This window comes from Streptomyces klenkii, assembly GCF_003626645.1.
GTDB lineage: Bacteria > Actinomycetota > Actinomycetes > Streptomycetales > Streptomycetaceae > Streptomyces > Streptomyces klenkii.
The window spans coordinates 176,753-198,574 of the sequence record NZ_RBAM01000010.1 but is presented as its reverse complement, the minus strand read 5'-3'; the positions used below and the strand labels follow the sequence as shown (position 1 = coordinate 198,574).

At 70.9% G+C, this 21,822-nt stretch carries 18 protein-coding genes and 1 pseudogene; 9 read left to right on the top strand and 10 right to left on the bottom strand.

Features of this window, described 5'->3' with window-relative positions; all coding sequences use genetic code 11:
* Positions 1-447: 447 nt before the first annotated feature.
* The gene (locus tag D7231_RS24310) at positions 448-1,518 is read right to left on the bottom strand and encodes a bile acid:sodium symporter family protein (protein WP_120757661.1); all 1,071 of its coding nucleotides are present in this window, start codon (positions 1,516-1,518) and stop codon (positions 448-450) included.
* 93 nt (positions 1,519-1,611) lie between these two features.
* On the opposite strand from D7231_RS24310, the gene D7231_RS24305 reads away from it, so the two are divergent.
* The gene (locus D7231_RS24305) at positions 1,612-2,454 is read left to right on the top strand and encodes a COG4705 family protein (RefSeq protein ID WP_120757731.1); all 843 of its coding nucleotides are present in this window, start codon (positions 1,612-1,614) and stop codon (positions 2,452-2,454) included.
* On the opposite strand, the gene D7231_RS24300 is transcribed toward D7231_RS24305, so the two are convergent.
* The 5 genes and pseudogenes from D7231_RS24300 to D7231_RS24280 all read right to left on the bottom strand — a co-directional run bounded on the left by D7231_RS24300 (position 2,435) and on the right by D7231_RS24280 (position 7,388).
* Complete coding sequence (locus tag D7231_RS24300) at positions 2,435-3,796, bottom strand: sensor histidine kinase (RefSeq protein WP_338419882.1); 1,362 nt, start codon at positions 3,794-3,796, stop codon at positions 2,435-2,437. The two genes, D7231_RS24305 and D7231_RS24300, sit on opposite strands and share 20 nt — an antisense overlap.
* Positions 3,797-3,885: 89 nt before the next feature.
* A complete protein-coding gene (locus D7231_RS24295) occupies positions 3,886-4,563 on the bottom strand; it encodes a response regulator transcription factor (RefSeq protein WP_120757659.1) in 678 nt (225 codons plus the stop codon).
* A gap of 12 nt (positions 4,564-4,575) precedes the next feature.
* Entirely contained in the window at positions 4,576-5,271 is a 696-nt protein-coding gene (locus D7231_RS24290; protein ID WP_120757730.1) for a phosphatase PAP2 family protein, read from the bottom strand.
* A gap of 90 nt (positions 5,272-5,361) precedes the next feature.
* Positions 5,362-5,582 (bottom strand): annotated as a pseudogene (locus tag D7231_RS24285) (hypothetical protein); the annotation flags it as partial.
* A 798-nt stretch (positions 5,583-6,380) separates the two neighbouring features.
* Positions 6,381-7,388 carry a helix-turn-helix transcriptional regulator gene (locus D7231_RS24280; protein WP_120757658.1) on the bottom strand — a complete coding sequence of 336 codons (1,008 nt, stop codon included), beginning with the start codon at positions 7,386-7,388 and terminating at the stop codon, positions 6,381-6,383.
* Positions 7,389-7,513: 125 nt separating this feature from the next.
* Here D7231_RS24280 and D7231_RS24275 point away from each other — a divergent pair, with 125 nt between their 5' ends.
* Both D7231_RS24275 and D7231_RS24270 read left to right on the top strand, forming a co-directional pair.
* A complete protein-coding gene (locus D7231_RS24275) occupies positions 7,514-8,458 on the top strand; it encodes a Gfo/Idh/MocA family protein (RefSeq protein WP_120757657.1) in 945 nt (314 codons plus the stop codon).
* Positions 8,459-8,577: 119 nt separating this feature from the next.
* The gene (locus tag D7231_RS24270; RefSeq protein ID WP_120757656.1) at positions 8,578-10,878 is read left to right on the top strand and encodes an excinuclease ABC subunit UvrA; all 2,301 of its coding nucleotides are present in this window, start codon (positions 8,578-8,580) and stop codon (positions 10,876-10,878) included.
* 47 nt (positions 10,879-10,925) lie between these two features.
* On the opposite strand, the gene D7231_RS24265 is transcribed toward D7231_RS24270, so the two are convergent.
* Positions 10,926-11,366: a VOC family protein gene (locus D7231_RS24265; protein ID WP_120757655.1), complete on the bottom strand. Its 441-nt coding sequence runs from the start codon at positions 11,364-11,366 to the stop codon at positions 10,926-10,928.
* A 233-nt stretch (positions 11,367-11,599) separates the two neighbouring features.
* On the opposite strand from D7231_RS24265, the gene D7231_RS24260 reads away from it, so the two are divergent.
* Together D7231_RS24260 and D7231_RS24255 are read left to right on the top strand one after the other, a co-directional pair.
* Positions 11,600-12,580 carry a helix-turn-helix transcriptional regulator gene (locus D7231_RS24260; protein WP_120757729.1) on the top strand — a complete coding sequence of 327 codons (981 nt, stop codon included), beginning with the start codon at positions 11,600-11,602 and terminating at the stop codon, positions 12,578-12,580.
* Positions 12,577-13,566, top strand: coding sequence for a radical SAM protein (locus D7231_RS24255; RefSeq protein ID WP_120757654.1), 990 nt, complete (start codon positions 12,577-12,579; stop codon positions 13,564-13,566). Before D7231_RS24260 ends, D7231_RS24255 begins: the two co-directional genes overlap by 4 nt.
* 29 nt (positions 13,567-13,595) lie before the next feature.
* On the opposite strand, the gene D7231_RS24250 is transcribed toward D7231_RS24255, so the two are convergent.
* The 3 genes from D7231_RS24250 to D7231_RS24240 all read right to left on the bottom strand — a co-directional run bounded on the left by D7231_RS24250 (position 13,596) and on the right by D7231_RS24240 (position 16,749).
* A complete protein-coding gene (locus tag D7231_RS24250; RefSeq protein WP_120757653.1) occupies positions 13,596-14,054 on the bottom strand; it encodes a VOC family protein in 459 nt (152 codons plus the stop codon).
* Positions 14,055-14,299: 245 nt separating this feature from the next.
* Positions 14,300-15,682, bottom strand: coding sequence for an FAD-binding oxidoreductase (locus D7231_RS24245; RefSeq protein WP_120757652.1), 1,383 nt, complete (start codon positions 15,680-15,682; stop codon positions 14,300-14,302).
* Between the two features lie 89 nt (positions 15,683-15,771).
* Positions 15,772-16,749: an antibiotic biosynthesis monooxygenase gene (locus D7231_RS24240; RefSeq protein WP_241999893.1), complete on the bottom strand. Its 978-nt coding sequence runs from the start codon at positions 16,747-16,749 to the stop codon at positions 15,772-15,774.
* Between the two features lie 108 nt (positions 16,750-16,857).
* Here D7231_RS24240 and D7231_RS24235 point away from each other — a divergent pair, with 108 nt between their 5' ends.
* From D7231_RS24235 to D7231_RS24220, 4 genes are all read left to right on the top strand, one after another.
* Entirely contained in the window at positions 16,858-17,424 is a 567-nt protein-coding gene (locus D7231_RS24235) for a nucleoside deaminase (RefSeq protein WP_120757728.1), read from the top strand.
* 303 nt (positions 17,425-17,727) lie between these two features.
* Complete coding sequence (locus D7231_RS24230) at positions 17,728-19,965, top strand: MGH1-like glycoside hydrolase domain-containing protein (RefSeq protein WP_120757650.1); 2,238 nt, start codon at positions 17,728-17,730, stop codon at positions 19,963-19,965.
* A gap of 110 nt (positions 19,966-20,075) precedes the next feature.
* Positions 20,076-20,465, top strand: coding sequence for a nuclear transport factor 2 family protein (locus D7231_RS24225; protein ID WP_120757649.1), 390 nt, complete (start codon positions 20,076-20,078; stop codon positions 20,463-20,465).
* 142 nt (positions 20,466-20,607) lie between these two features.
* Positions 20,608-21,807 carry a winged helix DNA-binding domain-containing protein gene (locus D7231_RS24220; protein ID WP_120757648.1) on the top strand — a complete coding sequence of 400 codons (1,200 nt, stop codon included), beginning with the start codon at positions 20,608-20,610 and terminating at the stop codon, positions 21,805-21,807.
* The last annotated feature ends 15 nt before the right edge of the window (positions 21,808-21,822 follow it).

Here is a 21,822-nt window from a genome sequence, read left to right as displayed (position 1 = left end):
CCGCCTCCGGCGCCCGCCGGGTGGGGACGCCGGTCGCCGTGGCTACCGGCCTGCCGGCCATCGCCCTCCTCGCCGCACGGCCGCGCGCGTGGCGACCGGCGCCCCCGTAGCCGAGCGGGCCGTTCTCCGCGCGGATGCGCTTGCCCAGCCGCGCCGAGCCTGCCGCCCCAGGGCCGGTGCGACGCTGTCGTGGCAGCCCGTGGTCCGGTCGGCCTGAGTGTCCCCGATCACTCCACTCCCTTGAACTGGCCGACGACTCCACTCCGTTGAGCCGGTGGTCGACCGTTCCGGAGGGTCGGCGTGCCCGCCCGCCGGGGCTGTCGGAGGGCTCGTTGCCGCGCCTGTCGGCAGAGCGAGCTCGCCTCCGTAGTTCCGCCCCTCCGTTCCGCGTGTCAGTGATCAGGCGGGCGCGGCCGGGAGCACGGCCGCGGGCCGATGCGCATGGCATCAACCGTGGGCGCGTTCGCGTACGACTCGGCCGGCGGCGAGCTTCTGGAGCAGGCCGTAGGCGAGGACAGGCAGGAGGAGGTGGGGTTTGTCGGGAAGCGTGGTGGTGATGAGGACGGCGCTCGCGCTGCTGTTGTTCATGCCGCAGGCGAGCGTGAGGGACGACCCCGTGGACGGCTCCAGGCGCAGCAGCCGGGCGGTGACGCGGCCCAGGGTGAAGGAGAGCGCACATACTGCCGACGCCACGGTCAGCGCTGCGATGAGCAGGAGGGGGCGGGGCTGGTGGAAGAAGGAGCCGAGTGCGCCACTGGCGTTGACGTATGTCAGGAGCAGGGACCCCCAAAGCGCCGCCAGGGGTGTCGCGCGCAGCAGCGGTCGTAGCGGACGGCTGGGGAGGAGCAGCCTGCACACGATGCCGGCGCCGCAGGGCAGGAGGACGGAGGTGAGTGCGAACCCGGGGCCGAAGGTGTGGGCCGCCTGGTCCAGTGTTCCCGCGTAGCCGCCGCCGAGCAGGGGGGACAGGGCGGTCAGGGTCAGCGGGATCGTGAAGGGGCTGAGCAGGGTGGAGGCGAGGACGAGCCCGACCATGACGGGCTGGTCGGCGTTGCCTTTGCCGGTCCAGACGGTGGCGCCGGCCGCCACGGGCATCGCGACGATCGTGATCATTGCGGCGATGAGTCCGCTGCCGCCGTCGCTGTCGGGCGAGGTGTGCAGGGCGATCGCGACGGCAGGGATGACCAGCAGCGGGGTGATCAGGTGGAGGACGAGGCCGACGAGGAGGGCCAGGGGCCGCCGCAGCAGTCGGCCCAGGTCGCGGAGTGGTACTTGGAGGCCGGCTGAGAACAGCACCAGGGCCAGCAGTGCAGAGGGGACGCTCAGAGGGAGGTGTCCGGTCGGCAGGGGCAGGGGCAGGGTGCGGGTGTGGCGGAGCCAAAGTCCGGGCCCGGGCAGGGTGACGGCGGTGAGGTAGACGGCGGTGACGGCCCATCCCAGCCGTCGGCGCAGCCACGCCGTCAGGCGGGCCGCTGGGGAGTGGGCGGGCGGCTGGAGGCTGTCGCTGTCGGGGCTCATGGCCATGATGTTCCGGCTCGGGGGTGGCTCGGGGCGGAGGATGCGGGAACGTGGTCAGGATGCGTTCAGGTTGGCGGTGGCATGGTCTGCGCCATGACCCCTGAGATCTCCGAAACCGCCGAAGCGCGGGAAGCGGCCGATGTCCGGGCCACGGCCGTCGGTCGTCGTCCGCCCTGGAACAAGGTCCCCGAGGTCACCCTGTACTTCTGGGTGATCAAGGTGTTGTGCACGACGGTCGGCGAGACCGCCGCCGACCTGCTCAACGGCAGGCTCGGCCTGGGCCTGACCGGTGTGTCGTTGCTGATGAGCGCGCTGCTGGCGGCGGCGCTGGTGGCGCAGTTCCGGGCCCGGGCCTACCGTCCCGGGCTCTACTGGCTCGTCGTGGCCCTCGTCAGCGTCGTCGGCACGCTGATCACCGACAACCTGACCGACAACCTGGGCGTGCCGCTCCAGGTCAGCACCGGGGTGTTCGCCGTCGCGCTCGTCGGAGTGTTCGCCGTGTGGCACCGCAGTGAGCGGACCTTGTCCATCCACCATGTCGACAGCGTTCGTCGGGAGGGCTTCTACTGGACGGCGGTGTTGTTCACCTTCGCCTTGGGCACCGCGGCCGGTGACCTGGTCGCGGAGCGCATGGATCTGGGCTACTGGCTCTCGGCCGCGCTGTTCGCCTCGGCGATCGCGGCTGTCGCGGTGGCGCACTTCGCCTTGGGCCTGGACGCGGTGTGGAGCTTTTGGATCGCGTACGTCCTGACCCGGCCCCTGGGTGCCTCGGTCGGCGACTATCTGTCCCAGCCGGCCGCCGACGGCGGCCTGGGGCTGGGCACGGTGGTCACCAGCGGGCTGTTTTTGGCGGTCATCGCCGGCCTGGTGGTGTTTTTGACGGTGACGCGCCGGGACGTGACCGAGCGGGATCACCTCACGCCGCGGGAAGGCTGACCACGAAGGCGGCGCCCGGCGTGTGCCGGGCGTCGTGACGCACGTCGCCGTCGGCGGAGCGGGCAAGGCGTCGCGCGAGGGGCAGCCCGAGGCCCGCTCCGCCGTGCCCGTCGCCGGGGTCGGCGCGGCGGCCCGGCTGGAACAGCCCGCCGGTGAAGGAGTCCGGGACGCCCGGGCCGTCGTCGGCGACTTTGATGCGCACGCTGCCGTCGGGCTGTTGCCGGGCACTGATGAGGACGCGGGAGCGGGCGTAGCGCAGCGCGTTGTCGAGGAGAGGGCTGACGATCCGTTCCAGCAGCACGGCGGGAACCCCCGTTGTCAGCGTCTCCGGGCAGATGACCGTCACTGCCGCCGTCACCGTGGTCGTGCCGTGGACAGGGGCTCCGGCCGTGAGATTCCGCAGGACGGGCAGGACGCTCGCGGTGCCGGGGACGGTCCGGGTGCTGTCCCGTGCGTCGTCGAGGAGGGTGTCGCAGATCGTCCGCATGCACTGGGCGGCGTCCGTGAGCCTGGCGTGCATGGCCCGGGTTTCCTCGGCCGACCGAGGCCGGGCGCGCCACCAGTCCAGCTCGGTGGTGATGCGCGTGAGCGGGGTGCGCAGTTCGTGCGACAGCTCCCCGGTGAGCAGTTGTTCGTGTCGCAGCACGGCGCGGATGCGGTCCAGCAGCCCGTCCAGGGAGGCGCCCAGTTGCGCGAGCTCGGCGGGGCGGGCGGTGGAGCCGAAACGTTCGTCGGAGGCGGCGGCGCTCCACCGGGTGGCTTGGCCGGTCATGACCTGCACCGGGTGCAGGGCCCGTCCGACCGCGAGGCGGGTGAGGACGTAGGTGCAGGCGAGGACCGCCGTACCCAGGGCGAGGGAGGCGAGGAGCATGGTGTCCGCCGAGGCCCGGTAGGGGGCCAGGTCCAGGGCGGTGACCACGACGGCGCCGGGTGCGGTTCGGGGAGGGGTGGCCTCGCCGACGGGCCGGGAGCACAGGCGGACAGGGCTGTTGTCGGCGCCTTCGCCGACGCCTTCGCCTTGGCCTTCGAAGGTGGTGCACCGCGAGGTCACGCGCGCGGCGAGTCCGGCGGCCACTGTGGTGAGGGTGCCGTCGGCCGGGGCCGAGACGGGGTGTTCGAGCAGCCGCGGGCCGGCATAGATCCACACGTTCGTGTCGAGCAGTGCGTCGTCCGCCGTCTCGCGCACCCGCACCGGGTCGCTTCTCGTGTCTACGGTCGTGGCCACGGCCTCGGCGCGGGTGCGCAGTTCGTCGTCGGCCTGCTGTTGCAGGTGGTCGCGGACGACGGCGTTGAACACCACGGTGAGGACCACCATCACCAGGGTGGCCGTTGCCAGTGCCACTAATGACAGGCGGCCGCGCAATGAGAGGCGGCTGCGCAATGAGAAGCGGCCGCGCAAGGTACAAGGCCACATGGCCTGCCGGATCGCCTTCATGCCAGCCGGTGCCCGACTCCCTTGGCGGTACGAACCGTCAGATCGCTGCCCGCCTGCCGTAGCTTGCGCCGCAGCCGGCTGAGGTACTGGTCGAGGGTGTTCTCGCTGACGTGGGCGCCCTCGGGCCAGCCCGCCCGGATCAGTCCGCGCCTTGGCACGATGTCACCGCAAGAGGCCATCAGGGCGGCCAGGAGCCGGAACTCCGTAGGGGTGAGGGCGATGGCGCGGCCGCGTACGGTCACCGTGTACCGCGCCGGGTCGAGCGTCAGGTCGAGCGCCGGGTCCCCGGCCGGGGCCGGGACTGATACCGCCCGCCCTGCCCGCTTGAGCGTGGCCCGTAGCCGGGCGGTCAGTTCCGCGAGGTGGAACGGCTTGGTCAGGTAGTCGTCGCCGCCGGCGGAGAACCCGCTGAGGCGGTCCGTCAGCCGGTGGCGGGCGGTCAGGAAGATGACGGGGTCGGCAAATCCGTTGGCCCGCATCGCCTGGCACACGTCGCGCCCGTCCGCGTCCGGCAGCCCGACGTCCAGGACCACAGCGTCGACGGTGTCACCGGCCAGCCGCAGGGCGCCGGCACCGTCCTGGGCCGCCACGGTGGCGAAGCCCTCGTCGTGCAGGCCGCGTAGCAGCACGTCCCGCAGGGCATGGTCGTCCTCCACGACCAGGATGGTGTGCACGCCGGCTCCTTTTCATGGGTTCGGGCGGGGAGCCGCATCGTTCCCCGGGTACGGATCGTCCTTGTGCGCGGGGGCGATGAGCATGGGGAGCCACCGGGCGGCCACCACCGCGCACGCCCCGTACCAGGCGAGGGCGAAGAGCCAGCCGCCGATGACGTCGCTGAACCAGTGGACCCCGAGGTAGACGCGCGTCAGCCCGACCGCGGCGCCCCAGCAGCCGACGAGCGCGACGGCGAGGAAGCGGCCAGGGGGTGAGCGCAGGAGTACGGCCGTGATGAGCAGTGCCGCTGTGAGGGCCGCTGTGGTGGCGTGGCCGGAGGGAAACGACAACCCTGACGCGTGCGTCGCCCACTCGCCGGCCGGCGGCCGCGCCCGGCCGATCAGGTTCAGCACCGCCCGTCGCAGGAGCTGCCCCACGCCCAGGCAGAGCAGGCTCGCGGCGGCCGCGAGGACCTTCTGGCGTTTCGTGCGCCCCGCGATGACACCCGCCGTGGCGGCCAGTACGTAGGGGATCGCGCCCGTCCCCGTGTCGGTCAGCCTCCGTATCGCGGTCACCGCCGTGGCCGGGCGGTGACCGACGGCCCACGAGAGCAGCGTGCTGTCCACAGGGAGCGGGGAACCGTTCCGTGCGGTGACGATCCCGGCCAGCAGGGCGAAGCCGGCCAGAGCCGCCAGGCTCGCCACGGCCGCTGTGCGACGCCGGGTCACGCGCACGCCCCGCTTCGCCGCCCGGCCACGGCACGGTGGGAGCGCAGGACCTCGGCCAGGAGCGGCAAGAGCGGCAGGAGCGACAGCCGTCGGTACACCCAGGGCGCCGGCCATGGGATTGAGCACCGTGCGGACCACGGCACGAACCGGGCCGGGACGATCGCTGCGGCGAACCCGTACCGGCCCAGCGGGCCCGTCTCGGCGAACAGCACGAGGCCGACCCCGAGCACACCGAAAACCCCGATGAGCGACTGGGCGTCCAGGACGTTGACGGCAAGCGGCGACGCCGTCGCGAGCAAGGGTGCGGCCATCCTCGCGGGCCCTTTCGTCATTGAGGGAAGCGGGCGGCCTGCGCGGCACCCCGACTGACTACAAGCATATAGACGGTCTACTGCACTGTAGACGACATTGGGGTGAGGGACGTTCCCGTGACGAATGCGAGGGGACGAACGCAGGCCGGCGGGCGAGCTGGAGGCCGGGGTCCTGGCCGTCCGCGGACAGGTCAGCCTGTCGTAGAGGAACCTGCGGATTGTGAGCCCGACCAGCACTCGCCGGGCCCCCAATGGGCGCTCGGCGAGGCGCCGTTGGTGGGATCTGTGCACCCGTTCCGCCCGGCGCCGGCAGTTCGGGCGGCGACCAGGCCGCCCCAGGGGCGCCACCCCCACCACAAGCTCATCGGGTGAGGACCGGACGTCTCCTACCTCCACATCGACCCCGGGGAACGGGACTTCCTCGGAGACCTCGAACACCTCGAACGCTTCGATCGCCATGGAGCAGGAGACCCAGGCGAAACGATCTCGCGTTCCCATCGCTGACCCGAGGTCTCACGGAATCGCGGCCAGAACCGGTCGCTTTCCTGGGTGATGGTGGCGCGGGCCGCAGCCCATGTCGGTGAACAGGTGGTGGTTAATACGGCCGTAGTGTGCCGAGCCCAGCTGCCGGCAATACAGCACCCTGGCCCAGATGATGGGGCCGGCGTTGCCGGCGCCGCGGCGGGCGCCCCGAGGGCGGCGGTGCTGCCGCGGCCGGGGTCCTGGCACGAGTGGTGGTCGCGGCGATGGCCGCCGCTCACCGCTTCGTGTGCGTCTCTCGCGTCCAGGCTTCTTTCCTCATTCCTGTTTCTCCGCCGAAGGCGGATCCGGCTCGCTCCTGTCCTCCGCGAGTCGTAGCGTGCGCCGCGCCGTGGTGCGCAGGTGGGCGAGCACTTCGGGGTCGGCCTCGAGGGCCGTGGTGTCACCGAGTGCGGTGAGGAGTTGGGCGATGCGGGCGAGGTGGTCCCCGGAGAGGTCGACCGTGCAGGTGTCGGCCGTGAGGGGGGTGACGCGTTCGGGGAGGCCCTGGGTGCGGGCGAGGACGGCTTCCGCGGGGGCGGCGACGGTGGCGACGGCCCGGTAGCGGGCCGGTGCGGTGGCGATCTTCGCGGCGACGTAGGCGGCGGGGCCGGGGGCGGGCAGCTCGCGTGGCGGGACGCGGCGGCCGGTGGTGGCGACCGAAGCGATGCGGTCGAGGCGGTAGGTGCGCCAGTCGTCCTGCTGGACGTCGTAGGCGACGAGATACCAGCGGCCCGCGGCCGGGACGAGGGCGTGGGGCTCGACGCGTCGCGGGCCGGGAGTGCCGTGGCGGGTGGTGTAGCCGAAGGTGACGATCTCGTGGTCGCGGCAGGCCGCGGCCAGCAGGGCCAGCACCGCCGGATCGGCCTGGGCGCGTTCACCACTTCCGTAGGCGACGGGTGCGGTGGTGGCCTGCTGGACGGCCGCCACCTGGGTGCGCAGGCGGGCCGGGAGGACCTGTTCGAGCTTGACGAGGGCACGCAGGGCGGTTTCCCCGATGCCGGTGACGTCGGTGGTGGCGGTGCGCAGGGCGACAGCGATGGCGATGGCCTCGTCGTCGTCCAGGAGCAGGGGCGGCATGGCGGTGCCGGCGGCGAGGCGGTACCCGCCGCAGCGGCCGGTGGTGCCCTCGACGGGATAGCCGAGCTCGCGCAGGCGGTCGATGTCGCGGCGGAGGGTGCGGGTGGTGACGCCGAGCCGGTCGGCGAGCTCGGTGCCGGCCCATTCGCGGCGGGTCTGGAGGAGCGAGAGCAGGCGGAGCATCCGGGCGGGCATGTCGGTCGTCATGCCTCCACTGTGACTCCATATGCGGACGAGTTGTGTCCTAAAAGGCTCCTAGCGTGGGATTTACCCGAGGGAGCGAACCAGATCATTCCCTCGCATAGCGCTTATCGCTGAGGAGATGTGTCGCCATGAAGATCGGACTGCTGGGAACCGGATTCGCCGTCGCCCACGCCGGCGTCTACGCCGCCCGCCCGGACACCGAGGTGGTCGTCTACGGGCGCAGGCCAGAGAAGCTCGCCATGTTCGCCCAGAACTTCGGTTTCGCCACGACTACGAACATGGACGCGATCTACGACGACCCGGACGTCGACCTGGTGGACGTCTGCCTGCCGACGGCCCTGCACAAGGAGCACGTCCTGCGGGCGCTGGCGGCCGGCAAGCACGCGCTGTGCGAGCTGCCCATCGCCCCCACCATCGCCGAGGCCGAGGAGATCACCCGCGCCGCCGAAGCGAGCGACAAGCACGTGTTTATCGACATGTTCATGCGGGTGCACCCGGCCGTCCGGCACCTGCACCAAGTGATCCGCGACGGCTCGCTCGGCGGGCTGCGGACCCTGCGCTCGTACCGCAAGGCGGGCCCGATCTGGGGGCCGGTGGACCTGGGCCTGGACCGGCTCGCGCTGGAGGTGATGCTCTCCGACCTGGACTACACCGTCGCCGCCCTCGGCCTGCCGCGGGAGATCCACGCCACCGGGGTCGCCGCCGGCGACGGGCGGGCCGCGGCCGAGACGGTGCTGCGCTACGACGACGTGATCGTGGAGTACACCGCCTCGTCCATGGTTCCGGTCTCCTACGGCGTCTCCCACGGCTTCGAGGCCACGTTCACCGACGGCGTCCTCGAACTGCACGAGCGGCCCTTCGAGCGGACCGGCCCGGTCATGAGCCTGACCGAGTACACCGCTGCCGGTTCCCGCGAGATCGCTCTCGCCCCTGCTGACAACTACGCCACGGCGATCAACCACGTCCTGGACTGCGTCACGAAGGGCGCCGAGGACGCTCTCCTCACCCCGCGCGCGGCCACCGAGACGCTGCGCCTGGCGCTCGGCATCGACCAGGCCCTCGCCCGGTCCTGATCCCGTCCCTTTCCGCACCTTCCCGAACCTTCCCGGACCTTCCGGGGCCTTTCCGAACCTTCCCGGGCCGGTGCCGCCCGGGAAGGCCCGGGACCGCACCGCCTGCCAGGAGTACCGCCATGAGCAATCATCCCCGTCGTGACGAGCACGGCATCGTCATCACCCGTGCCCGCGCGCACAACCTCAAGGACGTCTGCCTGACCATCCCGAAAGGGGTGATCACGGTGTTCACCGGCGTGTCCGGGTCGGGCAAGTCGTCGGTGGTCTTCGACACCATCGCCGTGGAGTCCCAGCGCCAGCTCAACGAGACCTTCCCGGCGTTCGTCCGCAACCGCCTCCCCAAGTACGAGAAGCCCGAGGCCGACGGCATCCACCACCTGTCGCCCGCGATCGTGGTGGACCAGAGGCCCCTCGGCGGCGGGGCCCGTTCCACGGTGGGCACGATGACGGACATCGCCTCGCTGATCCGCCTGCTGTTCTCCCGCGCGGGCGAGCCGTCGGCGGGCATGTCGACGGCGTACTCCTTCAACGACCCGTCCGGCGCGTGCCCCACCTGTCAGGGGCTGGGCCGTACCGTCCAGCTCGACCTGGACCGCTTCTTCGACAGGAACAAGTCCCTCAACACCGGGGCCCTGCTCTTCCCGCTGTTCAACGTCGGGGGTGTGCAGTGGACGTTGTTCACCCGCTCCGGGCTGTTCGACAACGACAAGCCACTGCGTTCGTACACGAAGCGGGAGTGGCAGACCCTGCTGCACGGCGGCCCGGACGGCGAGGTGAGGATCGAGCTCGTCACCCGCAAGGGCACCCAGAACGTCACCTACGAAGGCATCGTCGACCGGTTCGACCGCCTCTATCTCAACCGGGACCTGTCCACGCTCTCGAAGCGGACCCGGGACGCGGTGGAGGAGTTCACCACCGACGCCGGCTGCCCCGGCTGTCACGGCTCCCGGCTGAACGAGGCCGCCCTGCGGACCAGGATCGACGGGCTGAACATCGCCGACCACATGGCCATGGAGATCACCGACCTGATCGGCGTCCTGGACGGGGTCGACCATCCGCTGGGCACCCCGATCGCGCAGGCGGCCGTCGAGGGCCTGCGGCGGATCGACGCCATCGGGCTGGGATATCTGCACCTGGGCCGCGAGACGGCCTCCCTGTCCGGCGGCGAGGGGCAGCGGCTGAAGATCGTACGCAACCTGGGCTCCAGCCTCACCGGCATGACGTACATCTTCGACGAGCCTTCCACCGGCCTGCACCCGCGTGACGTGAACCGGGTGGGGCGGCTGCTGACGCAGCTACGGGACCAGGGCAACACGCTGCTGATCGTCGAGCACGACCGGGACGTCATCGCGCTGGCCGACCACGTCGTCGACATGGGGCCGGGCGCCGGTACCCACGGCGGGCAGGTGGTCTTCGAGGGGAGCGCGGCCCGGTTGCGCAGGGCCGGTACGCTCACCGGCCGGCACCTGGGCCGCACACTGCCGCTGAAGACCGAGGTCCGCAGCCCCACCGGGCACCTGTCCGTCGCCCACGCCAGTCGGCACAACCTCGAGGACGTCTCCGTGGACATCCCCACCGGCGTGCTGGTCGCGGTGACGGGTGTGGCGGGCTCCGGCAAGTCCACCCTCATATCCGAGGTGTTCACCGAACAGCACCCCGACGCTGCCGTCGTCATCGACCAGAGCGCCATCGGCGCCAACTCCCGTTCCACGCCGGCCACCTGGCTGGGGATCATGGATACGGTGCGCAAGCTCTTCGCCGACGCGGGCGGCGTGCCCGCCGGACTGTTCAGCTTCAATTCGACCGGCGCGTGCTCCGCGTGCGGCGGGAAGGGCAGCATCACGGCGGACATGGCCTTCGCCGACCCGGTCACCACGGTGTGCGAGACCTGCCGCGGCCTGCGCTACAGCGCCGAGGCCCTCGCCCACACCCTGCGGGGCAGGACGATCACCGACGTCCTCGCGCTGACCGCCGAGGAAGCCTGCGCGTTCTTCACCGGGCCGGGAGAGAAGGGCGTACGAGCGGCGCTGGGGACGCTCGTGGAGGTCGGGCTCGGCTACCTCACGCTCGGGCAGCCCTTGTCGACCCTGTCCGGAGGCGAACGCCAGCGCCTGAAGCTCGCCGGACATCTCGGCAGCCGCAGCGGCATCTACGTCATGGACGAGCTCACCACCGGCCTGCACATGGCGGACATCGAAACCCTCCAGCGGCTGCTGGACCGGCTTGTCGACGACGGCAACACCGTCATCGTCATCGAGCACAACCTCGATGTCGTGAAGCGTGCCGACTGGGTCATCGACATGGGACCGGAGGGTGGCCGGCACGGTGGGCGGGTCCTGTTCACCGGTACCCCGGCCCAGTTGTTGAAACACCGCGCGTCCCATACCGCGGCGGCACTTCGGCAGGACCTGGCCGGCTGACAGGGAGCGGGTAGGAAGCCACGCCTGCCCACCCCCTGCCGGTTCGGTCAGCCGGTGCAGCAGTTCATCTCCCAGATCACGCCGAAGCGGTCCTGGACGATGCCGTAGGACGCGCCCCACGGCTTGGGCTCCAGGGCCTCGTGCACGGTGCCGCCCTCGGCGAGCTTGCCGAACGCCGCCTTCTGCTCGGCGAGGTCGGTGTGCTGGAGGCCGATGTGGAGGTTGTTGCCGGTGACGGCGCCGTGCTTGGCGGTGGGGTCACCGAAGCGGTCGGCGACGTTGAGGCCGCTGCCGTCGGGGAAGCGCAGCGCGGAGTAGACGACGGTACGGTCCATGCCCGGCACGTCCGCCAGGCCGGGGAGGTGCGCGGCCAGCATGCGGCGGTCGGTGAGCTCTTCGGCGCCGAGGGCGTCCGTGTAGAGCGCGAGGGCGGCGAGGGCGTTGTCGCAGTAGATCATCGGGGTGGTGAACAGGGTCTGTTCGGCCATGGCGGGCTCCAGATGGTGTGGGGGAATCCGTATGGATTCGGATGAATTCGAGTGGATCCCCGGGAGTCGGTACGGGCGCCCGGGGGCTTCTTCAGGGGGTATGCAACGACCATAGGAAGCCAATAGGTCAATTCATGGCCTATTAGGCAAAACGGCTGCTCGGCGGCCCGCGTCCTGCTTTCGTCGTGGTTTTAGGCCAGAAAATGTCCTATTGCGGTGGGATGCTCCCGGGCATGAGTGACACTCCCGGCCGCCTGCTGCGGCTGCTCTCCCTGTTGCAGTCCCCGCGCGAGTGGCCCGGCCACGAGCTCGCCGAGCGCCTGGGCGTCAGTCCGCGCACCATCCGCCGCGACATCGACCGGCTGCGTGAGCTCGGCTATCCCGTGCACGCCACTCAGGGCAACACCGGTGGCTACCGGCTTACTGCCGGCACCGCCATACCGCCTCTCCTCCTGGACGACGACGAGGCCGTCGCCATCGCGATCGGTCTGCGCACGGCCGCCGCGGGCTCGGTCACCGGCATCGAGGAGACCTCCGTACGCGCCCTGGCCAAGCTGGAGCAGGTCCTGCCCTCGCGCCTGCGCCGCCGCGTGACCGTCCTCCAGGAGGCCGCGGTCGCCGTCCCGCAGGGCGGGCCGAGCGCCGACGCCGAACACCTCGCCCTCCTCGCCGCCGCCTGCGTCACCCACGAGAAGGTCCGCTTCACCTACCGCGCCGCCAACGGGCAGGAGACCCGCCGCCTGGCCGAGCCCCACAGCCTCGTCGCCGCCGGACGCCGCTGGTACCTCGTCGCCCACGACTGCGACCGCGCCGACTGGCGCACCTTCCGCCTCGACCGCCTCACCGACCCGCTGCGCACCGGCGCCCGTGTCCCGGCCCGTGAACTGCCCGGCAGCGTGGACGCCGCCACCTGGGTCTCGACCACCCTCAGCGGAACCGCCGGCCACCGCGCCCTGCTCCTCGTCCACGCCCCCGCCGAGCAGGTTGCCGACCGCGTCCCCGCCACCCTCGGCGTCGTCGAACCCGTCGACGACCACACCTGCCGACTCCTCACCGGTGCCGACTCCCTGGAATACCTCGCCTACCGCATCGCCGTCCTCGGCTTCGACTTCGACGTCCTCGACCCGCCCGAACTCGGCCCGCACCTGCGGACGCTGGGAGAGCGCGTCCTGCGCGCCGCGCACACCGCCGAGCAGTCAGGGGACGCCCGGTGAACAGCCGGCAGGGGCTCTTCGAGGCCGCGCTGGTGGCACCGCCGCCCGCACCCGCGCCCGGCTTCCGGGACATCACCTTCCACGAACAACGCGCCCGCACCCTGCTCAACAAGATCCCCGGAGCCCGCCCCGGCGGCATGGCCTGGACCCTCAACCCCTACCGGGGTTGCACCCACGCCTGCACCTACTGCTTCGCCCGCGACGGCCACACCCGCCTCGGCTTCGACACCGGAGAAGGATTCAACACCCAGGTCGTCGTCAAGACCAACGCCGCCGAGGTCCTGCGCCGCGAACTGCGTGGCGGCAAGACCGGCGACGACTGGGTGATGGTCGGCACCTCCACCGACTGCTACCAACGGGCCGAAGGCCACTACCGCCTCATGCCCGGCATCCTCCGTACCCTCGCCGACCACCGCGTCAACTTCACCACCACGACCAAGAGCGCCCTGCTCCGCCGGGACCTCGGCCTCTTCGCCGAAGCCGCCCGCGTAGCGAACGTCCTGGTCATGACCTCGCTCGGCTCGCTCGACGAGCGCGTGTGGCGCGCCTTCGAACCCGGCGCCGCACCCCCGCGCGCCCGCCTCGCCACCATCGCCGCCCTCCGAGCGGCCGGTGTCCCCGCGGGCGTCCTCGTCGCCCCGGTCATCCCCCACGCCGGCGACCGCCCCGCCGCCCTCGACGCGCTCGTCGACGCCTGTGCCGAGGCCGGGGCCGTCACCGTCTACCCCGACATCATGCGCATCAGCCCCGGCGCCCGCGACTGGTTCCTCAACCAGTCCGCCGTCCACCTGCCGCCCCACCTGCACCAGCGCCTGGCCGCCTCCTACGCCGACAGTCGCGCCATGCCCGCCTCATACGTCCGCGAGGTCACCGCCCACCTCCACGCCCGGGCCGCCCACCATGGCCTGCCACGCTGGGAGGACTGCATACGCGGCGTCGGCCGCCGCACCTCGGACAGCGAAAACCCCCGCCTCCGGAACCGCTGAACGGTTCCGGAGGCGGGGGCATCAGCTGATCAGCCCTGCTTCAGATAGCAGTTGGACTCCCAGATCACGCCGTAGCGGTCCTGGACGATGCCGAAGACGGTGCCCCAGAACTTCTCCTCCAGCGGCTCCATGACCGTCCCGCCTTCGGCGAGCCTGTCGAACTCCGCCTTCTGGACGGCCGTGTCGGTGTGCTGGAGCCCGACGTGAATGTTGTTGCCGACGACCGCGCCGCCGTCCTTCGCGTAGACGCCCTCGTCGGACAGCTCGGCCACGTTCAGGCCACTACCGTCGGCGAACTGGAGCTTGGAGTAGACCACCACGTGCTCCGCACCCGGCACCTGCTCCATGCCCGGAACCTGCGACAGCAGCATGGTGCGCTCGGCGATCTCCTCGACGCCGAAGACCTCCTGGTAGAACGCGACAGCCTCGTAGCTGCTCTTGACGTACAGCATCGGGGTGAACCGCTGCATCGTTTCCTTCTGGGCCATGACTGGCTCCCTTCCTTTACCGGCAAAGCCGTTGATGACGGGATGAGCGGAGAGGATTCTCTGCGACGTGACCCACGCTAGATGTCCAATAGGTCGGTAAATGTCCTATTGGTTGGATGGATCTGTCAGAGCCGGCCGTTGGCGCGGGCGTAGGCCTCTTCGGTCTCCGGCCCGAGGGAACCCTGGAGGTCACTGGGGACCCTGAAGTTCACTGGGACCCCTGGATGTCACAGGGATCCTGAAGGTCACGGCGCCAGGTAGGAGTGGAAGACATTCTCCGGGTCCCATGCGGCCTTGAGTTCCTGCAAGCGGTCCCAGTCGGCGGGTGCGTACGAGCGGCGGGCCCGGGAGGTGTCGGCTTCCAGGTCCGTTTCGGCGATGTAGTGTCCGCCGTGGCCCGACGGATCGGCCGAGGTCATGGCCTCCCGCAGCCACTGCGCGTTGGTGCCGTCCGCGGCGGGGTCGTCCCAGATCGCGTAGCACACGAGGTAGGACGCGCCGAGCGGGGAGAAGGCCATGTTCCGGAGCAGAGCCGGGTCTTCGGAGACGGGCAGTACCGGCGCGAGGACGAGAGACCTGCCGGAGGGGGCGCGGGATATCGCGGTGGCCGTACGGTTCAGCTGTGTCTCGTAGGTCTCCTCCGACCACAGCGTGTCCGCCGCGTACCGGTGCGCCGAGGGCCATACCGCGTCGGCGCCCTGGTGCAGCCGGGCGAACGAGGTCGGTTCGGGTGCCTGGAGGGTGACGGCGCTGCCGGCGAGGGGACAGGACTCCGCGGGCGAGAGAGCGGCGAGTGCTTCCTCGTGTGTCCTGGCGAACGCGGTCATGCCGACGAGGATCCGCGGACCGGGCGGGGAGGCGGCGGTCGGTTCGCCGGAAGCCGTGAGGATCAGGGCCGTCTCGACGTTCGGCGGGAGTTCGCGTGCGACCCCTTCCGCCCAGGCCGCCACGGGGCCGGCGGCGGCCAGTGGGAAGGCGAGGGTGGTGGTCACGATGGCCCCGGGGTGGGGGTGCAGGCGGAGCCGGAAACGGGTGACGACGGCGAAGAAGCCGGGCCCCGCGCCGCGGGCGGCCCAGAAGAGGCCGGCGTTCTCGGTCTCGCTGCACGTGACCGTCCGGCCGTCGGCGGTGACGGCCCGGATCTCCAGGACGTCGGCGCATGACGGTCCCCACGCGCGGGAGTTCCACCCGAGTCCACCGCTGAGCAGGAATCCGCCGACCGCGACGGAGGGGCAGTGGCCCACGGGAAAGGCGAGGTCGTGCGGGGCCAGTGCCCGGACCAGGTCCCCTCCGGTGGCGGCGGGTCCTACGGTGGCCGTCATCGACCCCGGGTCGATGCTGCACTGCCGGAGTCCGCTGAGGTCGATGAGCAGGCTCGCGTCGCGGAGCTGGGAGCCGGACCAGTTGTGTCCACCGGAACGCGTCGAGACGCGGAAACCCTCGGAGCGTGCATAGGAGAGGGCCTCCGGTACGTCCTGCTCGGAGGCTGCCCGCACGATGGCCTCGGGGAAGCGCTCCGGCTTGAGCCCGTTCCACACCGCGGCGGCCCTGGCGGTGTCGTACGCGGGGTCGCCCCGCCGGAGCAGGGCTCCTTCGAAGCGTGCTGCGGGAGAACGCCCGGGCATCATGACCTCCTCCTCGATGGGCCGGTTGCGCCAGGGGGCGGGACCGGGGTCGGGGCCAGGGGCCGGAGTCGGGGCCGGGGCCCGGGACAGGGTCAGCGGGTTATCAGGCCGAAGATCGCGATGAACAGGAGATAACAGATCACCACGGCCGCGGCACCCGCCACATGGACGCGCAGGCTGCGCGCGCGGCCGGGCGCGAGCCAGAACGCCAGGACCTTGTTCACCAGAGGCATCAGCAGCCACGTCAGCGTGCTGACGCTCAGCACGTTGCCGATGAACAGGCCCACGTATCCCGGAACGCCGAGCCGGCCGAGCTCGGAACCCACGGTCAGATTCAGCACCATGACGGTGGGATAGAGCGCCAGGATCACGGACATGGCCTGCTTCCAGTTCGGCGGAGCGGCGTCCTGTGCGCCCTTGCCGAAACGGAACCAGCCGCTGAACGCGGAGCCGACCTTGCGTACGTCGTAGGAGGCGAAGTAGGTGCGCCCCTCCTCGAGCAGCTTGCTGCGGGCATCGGACCCGAGCCATTCCTCAAGGTGCTCGCGGGAGTCGAACCGGAAGACGGCGACCCAGCGGTCCTCCACCCCCTCGACCGGTCTGAACAACTCGGACCCCATGAATCCGGGAGACTTCTCCTGCGCTTTGAGGATCTTCTCCTGCCAGCACAGAAAGCCCTCTTCGCGTCCGGGCTTCACGTCGTGGGAGATGACGGCGGTGACGGTCTCGGGGGCCTGTTCGGCCGGGGAGCCGCCTCGGAGCACCTCTTGCGTCGGAGCCTCTTCGAAGAATCTCCGTCCTTCGGCGAGCAGTTCCCGCCGGCGGTCCGACTCCAGCCAGGCGGTCAGGTAGTCGATCCCGGAAAACCGGAAGACCGTCACCCATTCGTTCTCGGAACCGGCACCGGGCGGGTACACCTCGGAGCCCTCGAACCCGTCGAATTCGCGGGCCGCCTCGTTCGTCCGGTTCTGCCAGCGCTGATACTCGTCGGCGTGGCCCGGTCGCACTTTCTGCGAGGTCACAACGGTGGCGCTGTCGGCCGCGGAGTCACGGCTTGCACGTGGACTCACGTGGAGTAGCCTAGTTCATATAGTATTTATACGGCAAACCAGGCATTTGATTGCCTGCTCCGCGAGTCCCTCCGCAGCGGGAAATCGACGCCGATGGGAGACTCCGTGATGGAACACAAAGAACTCATCACCGAGGCGGTGCGCCTTGCCACCGAGTCCGTGGAGAACGGCTGGGGCGGCCCCTTCGGTGCAGTGATAGCCCGCGACGGGGAGATCATCGCGCGCGGACAGAACCGGGTCCTCCTGACCGGCGACCCCACGGCACACGCAGAAGTCGAAACCATCCGCAAGGCCGTGCAATACCTCAACCCCGAGGCTCCGTCGATCGCCGAGGAACACCAGAACGAGAGCACCCTGGAATACGTCCCCCGCCCTGAAGGCTCACCGGACCCCGTGCCCGAGCGAGCACGCATGCTCCAGGGCTGCTCCATCTACATCAGCGGCGCTCCGTGCCCGATGTGCATGAGCGCCATCTACTGGTCCCGGATCGATGCCGTCTACTTCAGCTGCGCCCTGGACGACACCCGGCGCATCGGTTTCGATGATTCGTTCCAGTACGAGGACTTCGGGAAGCCGCTCGACGAGCGCAGGATCAAGATCGAGCAGATGCATCCCGAAATCGGCGCCCACGCCTACGACGCGTGGACGAACAAGCCGAACAAGCACCCGTACTGAGGGTGCGCCGGCGCTTGGCGCCGGATCCCACCCCCGCCCGCCCGACGCCAAGCAGGGGGATGAGGAACAGGCCGGTCACGGCCCATGCGCCGACCGAGTTCCACGGCTCGGCCGGCCTAAAGGGCTGTTTTCCCGAGGCCGAGAGCTGAGGGTCCCGGTGTCCGGTCGGTGCACCCGTCCGCGGGGGAACGAGTTCCGGCCGGAGTGGGCGAATCGCGTGATGAGGGCGCTGCGCTTGTTTCATGCTGCCGAGCACCCTTGTCGGATCTCGGCCCCGGCCTTTGGAAGCACTGGAGTTCGCCGATGCGCCCGCGCTCGTGCACCCTGGTCACCCTCGCTCTCCTCCTCGCCGTCGCCGCCGCTGCTATCTGCGTTCAGCCGACGGCCGCCGCCCCACCTCGACGGACGGTGGCCTCCCTGAACTACGGCTCTGACCGCGCCGGCAACGGCTACGACGACGTGCTCGATCTGCGGGGCGCCCCGACGGCGGCGCTGCCCGGACACGAGAAGGACGACAAACACGAGAAGGACAACAACCCGATCAACGTCTTCGCCGACCGGGGGGCTTGGCATGCCTACGCCCTGCCGGCGGCGGACGCCCCGAGCGGCTACGGCGGATTCACCGGCCCCCTCTACATCGCGCAGGAGTACCCCTGGTGGTTGAGCGCCTCCTTCAGCCGCATCCGGCTGAGCGAGGACGGCCGCGCGCTCGACCTTGCCGGCGGCGGCCCGCCGCGCTTCACCTCTCGGCCAGGGGCCCTGGTCCAGGCCTACGATGTCGGCGGCGGCCTCCGGCTCACCCTTGAGCTTCGGTACGCCACGCACCGCACTGCGCTGGTGGGGGCCGTGGTGCGCAACACCGGCCGCACCCCGCGCACCCTCGGCGCCGGCTGGACCGGAAGCCTGCTGCGGCCCGCCGAGGCGCCCATGAGGCAGGCGCCCTCACTGGCCGTCGCACCCCGGGGCGTCGCCGTCGACTTCGCCCGGGTGCGTGCGGCAGACGATTTCCTCACCGACGGCACCGAACGGTTCGAGGTCCGGCACCGGGACCCGGTGCGTACGACCGTGTCGGGGGACGGGGACTCCTACCGTACGGAACTGGCCGCGCCCTTCACCCTCGCGCCCGGCGCGGCACGCTCCCTGGACTGGACCGAGAGCTACACCTTCACGCAGGCCGAGCGCACCGCGGAAGCCGGTGAGGTACGCCGGGTGCTCGCCGACACGGCGCGGACCGTCCGGGCGGCCGACGCCCGCTGGCGAGGGTACGTCGACGGCGTGACCGCCGGGGTGCCGGCCGGTCGGCGGCGGCTCGCCGTCAAGGCGCTGGAGACGCTGGTGACCAACTGGCGCAGCGCCGCCGGGAGTCTCGCACACGACGGGATCACGCCGTCCCTCTCGTACAAGTGGTTCGCGGGCGGTTTCTGGGCCTGGGACACCTGGAAGCAGGCGGTCGGCACGGCGCGCTTCGACGCGGGGCTTGCCGAGGCGCAGATCCGCTCGGTGCTCGACCACCAGATACGGTCCGGCTCCACGGCCCGCCCGCAGGACGCGGGGATGATCCCGGACGCCGTCTTCTACAACGACCCGCAGCGGGGCGGGACCAACTGGAACGAGAGGAACAGCAAGCCGCCGCTGGGCGCCTGGTCAGTGTGGCAGGTCTACGAGCGGAGCGGGAACAAGGATTTCCTGCGGGAGGTGTACCCGAAGCTGGCCGCGTACCAGGAGTGGTGGTACCGCAACCGGGACCACGACTACAACGGGCTCGCGGAGTACGGCGCGACCGTGGACCTCGCCAACGGGTCGCCCGCGCAGCAGCGGCTGGCCGCGGCCTGGGAGAGCGGCATGGACAACGCGCCCCGGTTCGACGCCGCGCCGGGCACGTCGGTCGTGCCGAACCGGGACGGCTCGGGGCAGGTGATCGGCTACTCGCTGACCCAGGAGTCCGTGGACCTCAATGCCTATCTCGCCGTCGACCAGGAGCATCTGGGCCGGATCGCCGCGGAGCTGGGGAAACGGACGGCCGCCGACGGCTGGCGGGCCAGGGCGGCCGCCACCGGCAAGGCCGTACGGGAGAGGATGTACGACCCGGCGACCGGCTGGTTCTACGACACCGGGCTCGGCTCCGGCACTCGGCTGACGGACCGGGGCAGAGGGATCGAGGGCGTGATCCCGCTGTGGAGCGGCGTCGCGACCCGGACACAGGCCGCCGCTGCACGCGAGCGTCTCCTGGACCCCTCGGAGTTTGCCACCGCGATGCCGCTGCCGACGGTCTCCAGGAGCTCGCCGTACTTCGCCGCGCGGCAGTACTGGCGCGGCCCCGTCTGGCTCGACCAGGCGTACTTCGCGATCGCCGGGATGCGCCGTTACGGATTCGGCCGCGAGGCGGACGCGCTGGCCGCGGGGCTGACCGAGAGAGCGGCCGGTCTGACCGGCAACGGTCCGATCATGGAGAATTACGACCCGCTGAGCGGAGCCGCCCTGAGCTCGCCCAATTTCAGCTGGTCCGCGGCGCTGCTGCTGCCGCTGATCGCGGGGCGATAGCCGGAACGAGACCGGCAGGGCGTGGATAGCGGATATAGGACACGAATAGACCTATATCCGTGCCAACCTCTCGGTGCGGCTTCTCCCAGGCAACAGAAAGGGCCATCGCCATGACCAGCAACACCGTTCACGCGGACGCCGAAAAGCTCGCTCACGAGTGGCTGAGCGCCTACAACGACCAGGACTTCGACCGGTTCGGGACGCTGTACACCGACGACGTCACCTACACCATCAGCGCCTACCAGTTCGCCTTCCACGGCCGGGATGCCTTCGTGGGCCACATCCGCGAGTACGCGGCCGCCGTGCCCGACCGCAAGCTGGCCATCAAGCGGATCATCACCGACGGGGACACCCTCGCCCTCGAAACCGACTTCACGGGCACCAGCTCCGGGGCCGTGCCGGCGCTGCCCCCGGCCGGGGAACCGGTCAACGCCCGCTTCTGCACCATTCTGGAGTTGCGCGACGGGAAGATCGCCTCACAGGCCGACTACGTCGGCTAGCAGCGGTCTCCCTCTGAAGGCGGACAGGCAGCCCCCGGCACCCTCGGCTCTCCCCACACTATGGGCAGCTCCCGCGCCCCGCGGGCTGCCTAGCACCACCTGACATCTCCGCACCACCTGACACCTTCTGGAACCCCGCACGATGACCGCTCCGCGCCGTATCACTCCCGCCGAACGCCGCGCCCGGCTCGCCGAACGGCACCTGTTCATCCCCGCCCGCCGGGTGTCCCGGCCGCAGGAGGTGGCTGACGCTCTCATCGGTCTGCACGCCACTGACCCCGCCACGGTGTTCCTCTCGGCCGCCGCCCGCATGACCGCTCCCACTGCCGCGGCCATCAACCACGCCCTCTACGACGCCACCCCTCCACTGGCCCGTATCCGGTGCATGCGCCGCACCATGTTCGTGACACCCGACCACCTCGCGCCCGCGCTCCACGCCGCCACCGTCAAGGACGCCCACCGAAACCGCGGCAACACCACCGAGCACTTGCGTACCACGCTGGGCTGGTCACCGGCCCGCTATGCGGCCGTGGAGAAGGCCACCCTCGCTGCCCTGACGGCCCGCGGCCGAGCCACTGCCGTCGAACTCGCCGCCGATGTCCCGGACTTGCGCGAACAGTACGCCGTCAATGCCGGCAAGTCGTACGAGACCCGTCAGCGCGTGACCACCCCGGTCCTGGGCACCCTCGCCGCCGAAGGCCGCATCCGCCGCACCCGGCCCGCCGGCTCGTGGACCTCCGCCCAGTTCCGCTGGGAGCCGGCCGAACCCTTCCCCGCCCTCCCCGCAGCCGAGGCCAAGACCGTGCTGGCCCGGCACTACCTGGCCGCGTTCGGGCCCGTCACGGCCGCGGACCTGAAGTGGTGGACCGGCTGGACGCTGACCGACACCCGCAAGGCCATCGCCACCACCGGCGCCGAAGCCGTCGAACTCGACGAAGGCACCGGCTACCTCCTCCCCGAGGACAATCAGCCCCTCGCCGAGACCGGCCACGAACCCTGGGTGGCACTGCTCCCCGGCCTCGACCCCACCTCCATGGGCTGGCGCCACCGCGACTTCTACCTCGACCCCGCCCACACCGCGGCCCTGTTCGACCGCAACGGCAACATCGGCCCCACCATCTGGGCCGACGGCCGCATCATCGGCGCCTGGGCCCAACACCCCGACGGCCGCATCAACCACCACCTCCTGACCGACCCCGGCCGCCACACCCGCGCCCTGATCAACAACGCCATCCAGCGCCTGGCCATTTTCCTCGACGGCACCCGCGTCACCCCCTGCTACCGCACCCCCCTCGAACGCGAACTCGCGACCACGGCCGCTCCCGCCGGACGCCCCGGCTGAGGAACCGCAGGCCTT

Coding starts and splice junctions, on each gene's coding strand:
- D7231_RS24310 (WP_120757661.1), bottom strand. CDS start 1,518: ATGAGCCCCGACAGCGACAGCCTCCAGCCGCCCGCCCACTCCCCAGCG.
- D7231_RS24305 (WP_120757731.1), top strand. CDS start 1,612: ATGACCCCTGAGATCTCCGAAACCGCCGAAGCGCGGGAAGCGGCCGAT.
- D7231_RS24280 (WP_120757658.1), bottom strand. CDS start 7,388: ATGACGACCGACATGCCCGCCCGGATGCTCCGCCTGCTCTCGCTCCTC.
- D7231_RS24275 (WP_120757657.1), top strand. CDS start 7,514: ATGAAGATCGGACTGCTGGGAACCGGATTCGCCGTCGCCCACGCCGGC.
- D7231_RS24270 (WP_120757656.1), top strand. CDS start 8,578: ATGAGCAATCATCCCCGTCGTGACGAGCACGGCATCGTCATCACCCGT.
- D7231_RS24265 (WP_120757655.1), bottom strand. CDS start 11,366: ATGGCCGAACAGACCCTGTTCACCACCCCGATGATCTACTGCGACAAC.
- D7231_RS24260 (WP_120757729.1), top strand. CDS start 11,600: ATGAGTGACACTCCCGGCCGCCTGCTGCGGCTGCTCTCCCTGTTGCAG.
- D7231_RS24250 (WP_120757653.1), bottom strand. CDS start 14,054: ATGGCCCAGAAGGAAACGATGCAGCGGTTCACCCCGATGCTGTACGTC.
- D7231_RS24245 (WP_120757652.1), bottom strand. CDS start 15,682: ATGATGCCCGGGCGTTCTCCCGCAGCACGCTTCGAAGGAGCCCTGCTC.
- D7231_RS24235 (WP_120757728.1), top strand. CDS start 16,858: ATGGAACACAAAGAACTCATCACCGAGGCGGTGCGCCTTGCCACCGAG.
- D7231_RS24230 (WP_120757650.1), top strand. CDS start 17,728: ATGCGCCCGCGCTCGTGCACCCTGGTCACCCTCGCTCTCCTCCTCGCC.
- D7231_RS24225 (WP_120757649.1), top strand. CDS start 20,076: ATGACCAGCAACACCGTTCACGCGGACGCCGAAAAGCTCGCTCACGAG.
- D7231_RS24220 (WP_120757648.1), top strand. CDS start 20,608: ATGACCGCTCCGCGCCGTATCACTCCCGCCGAACGCCGCGCCCGGCTC.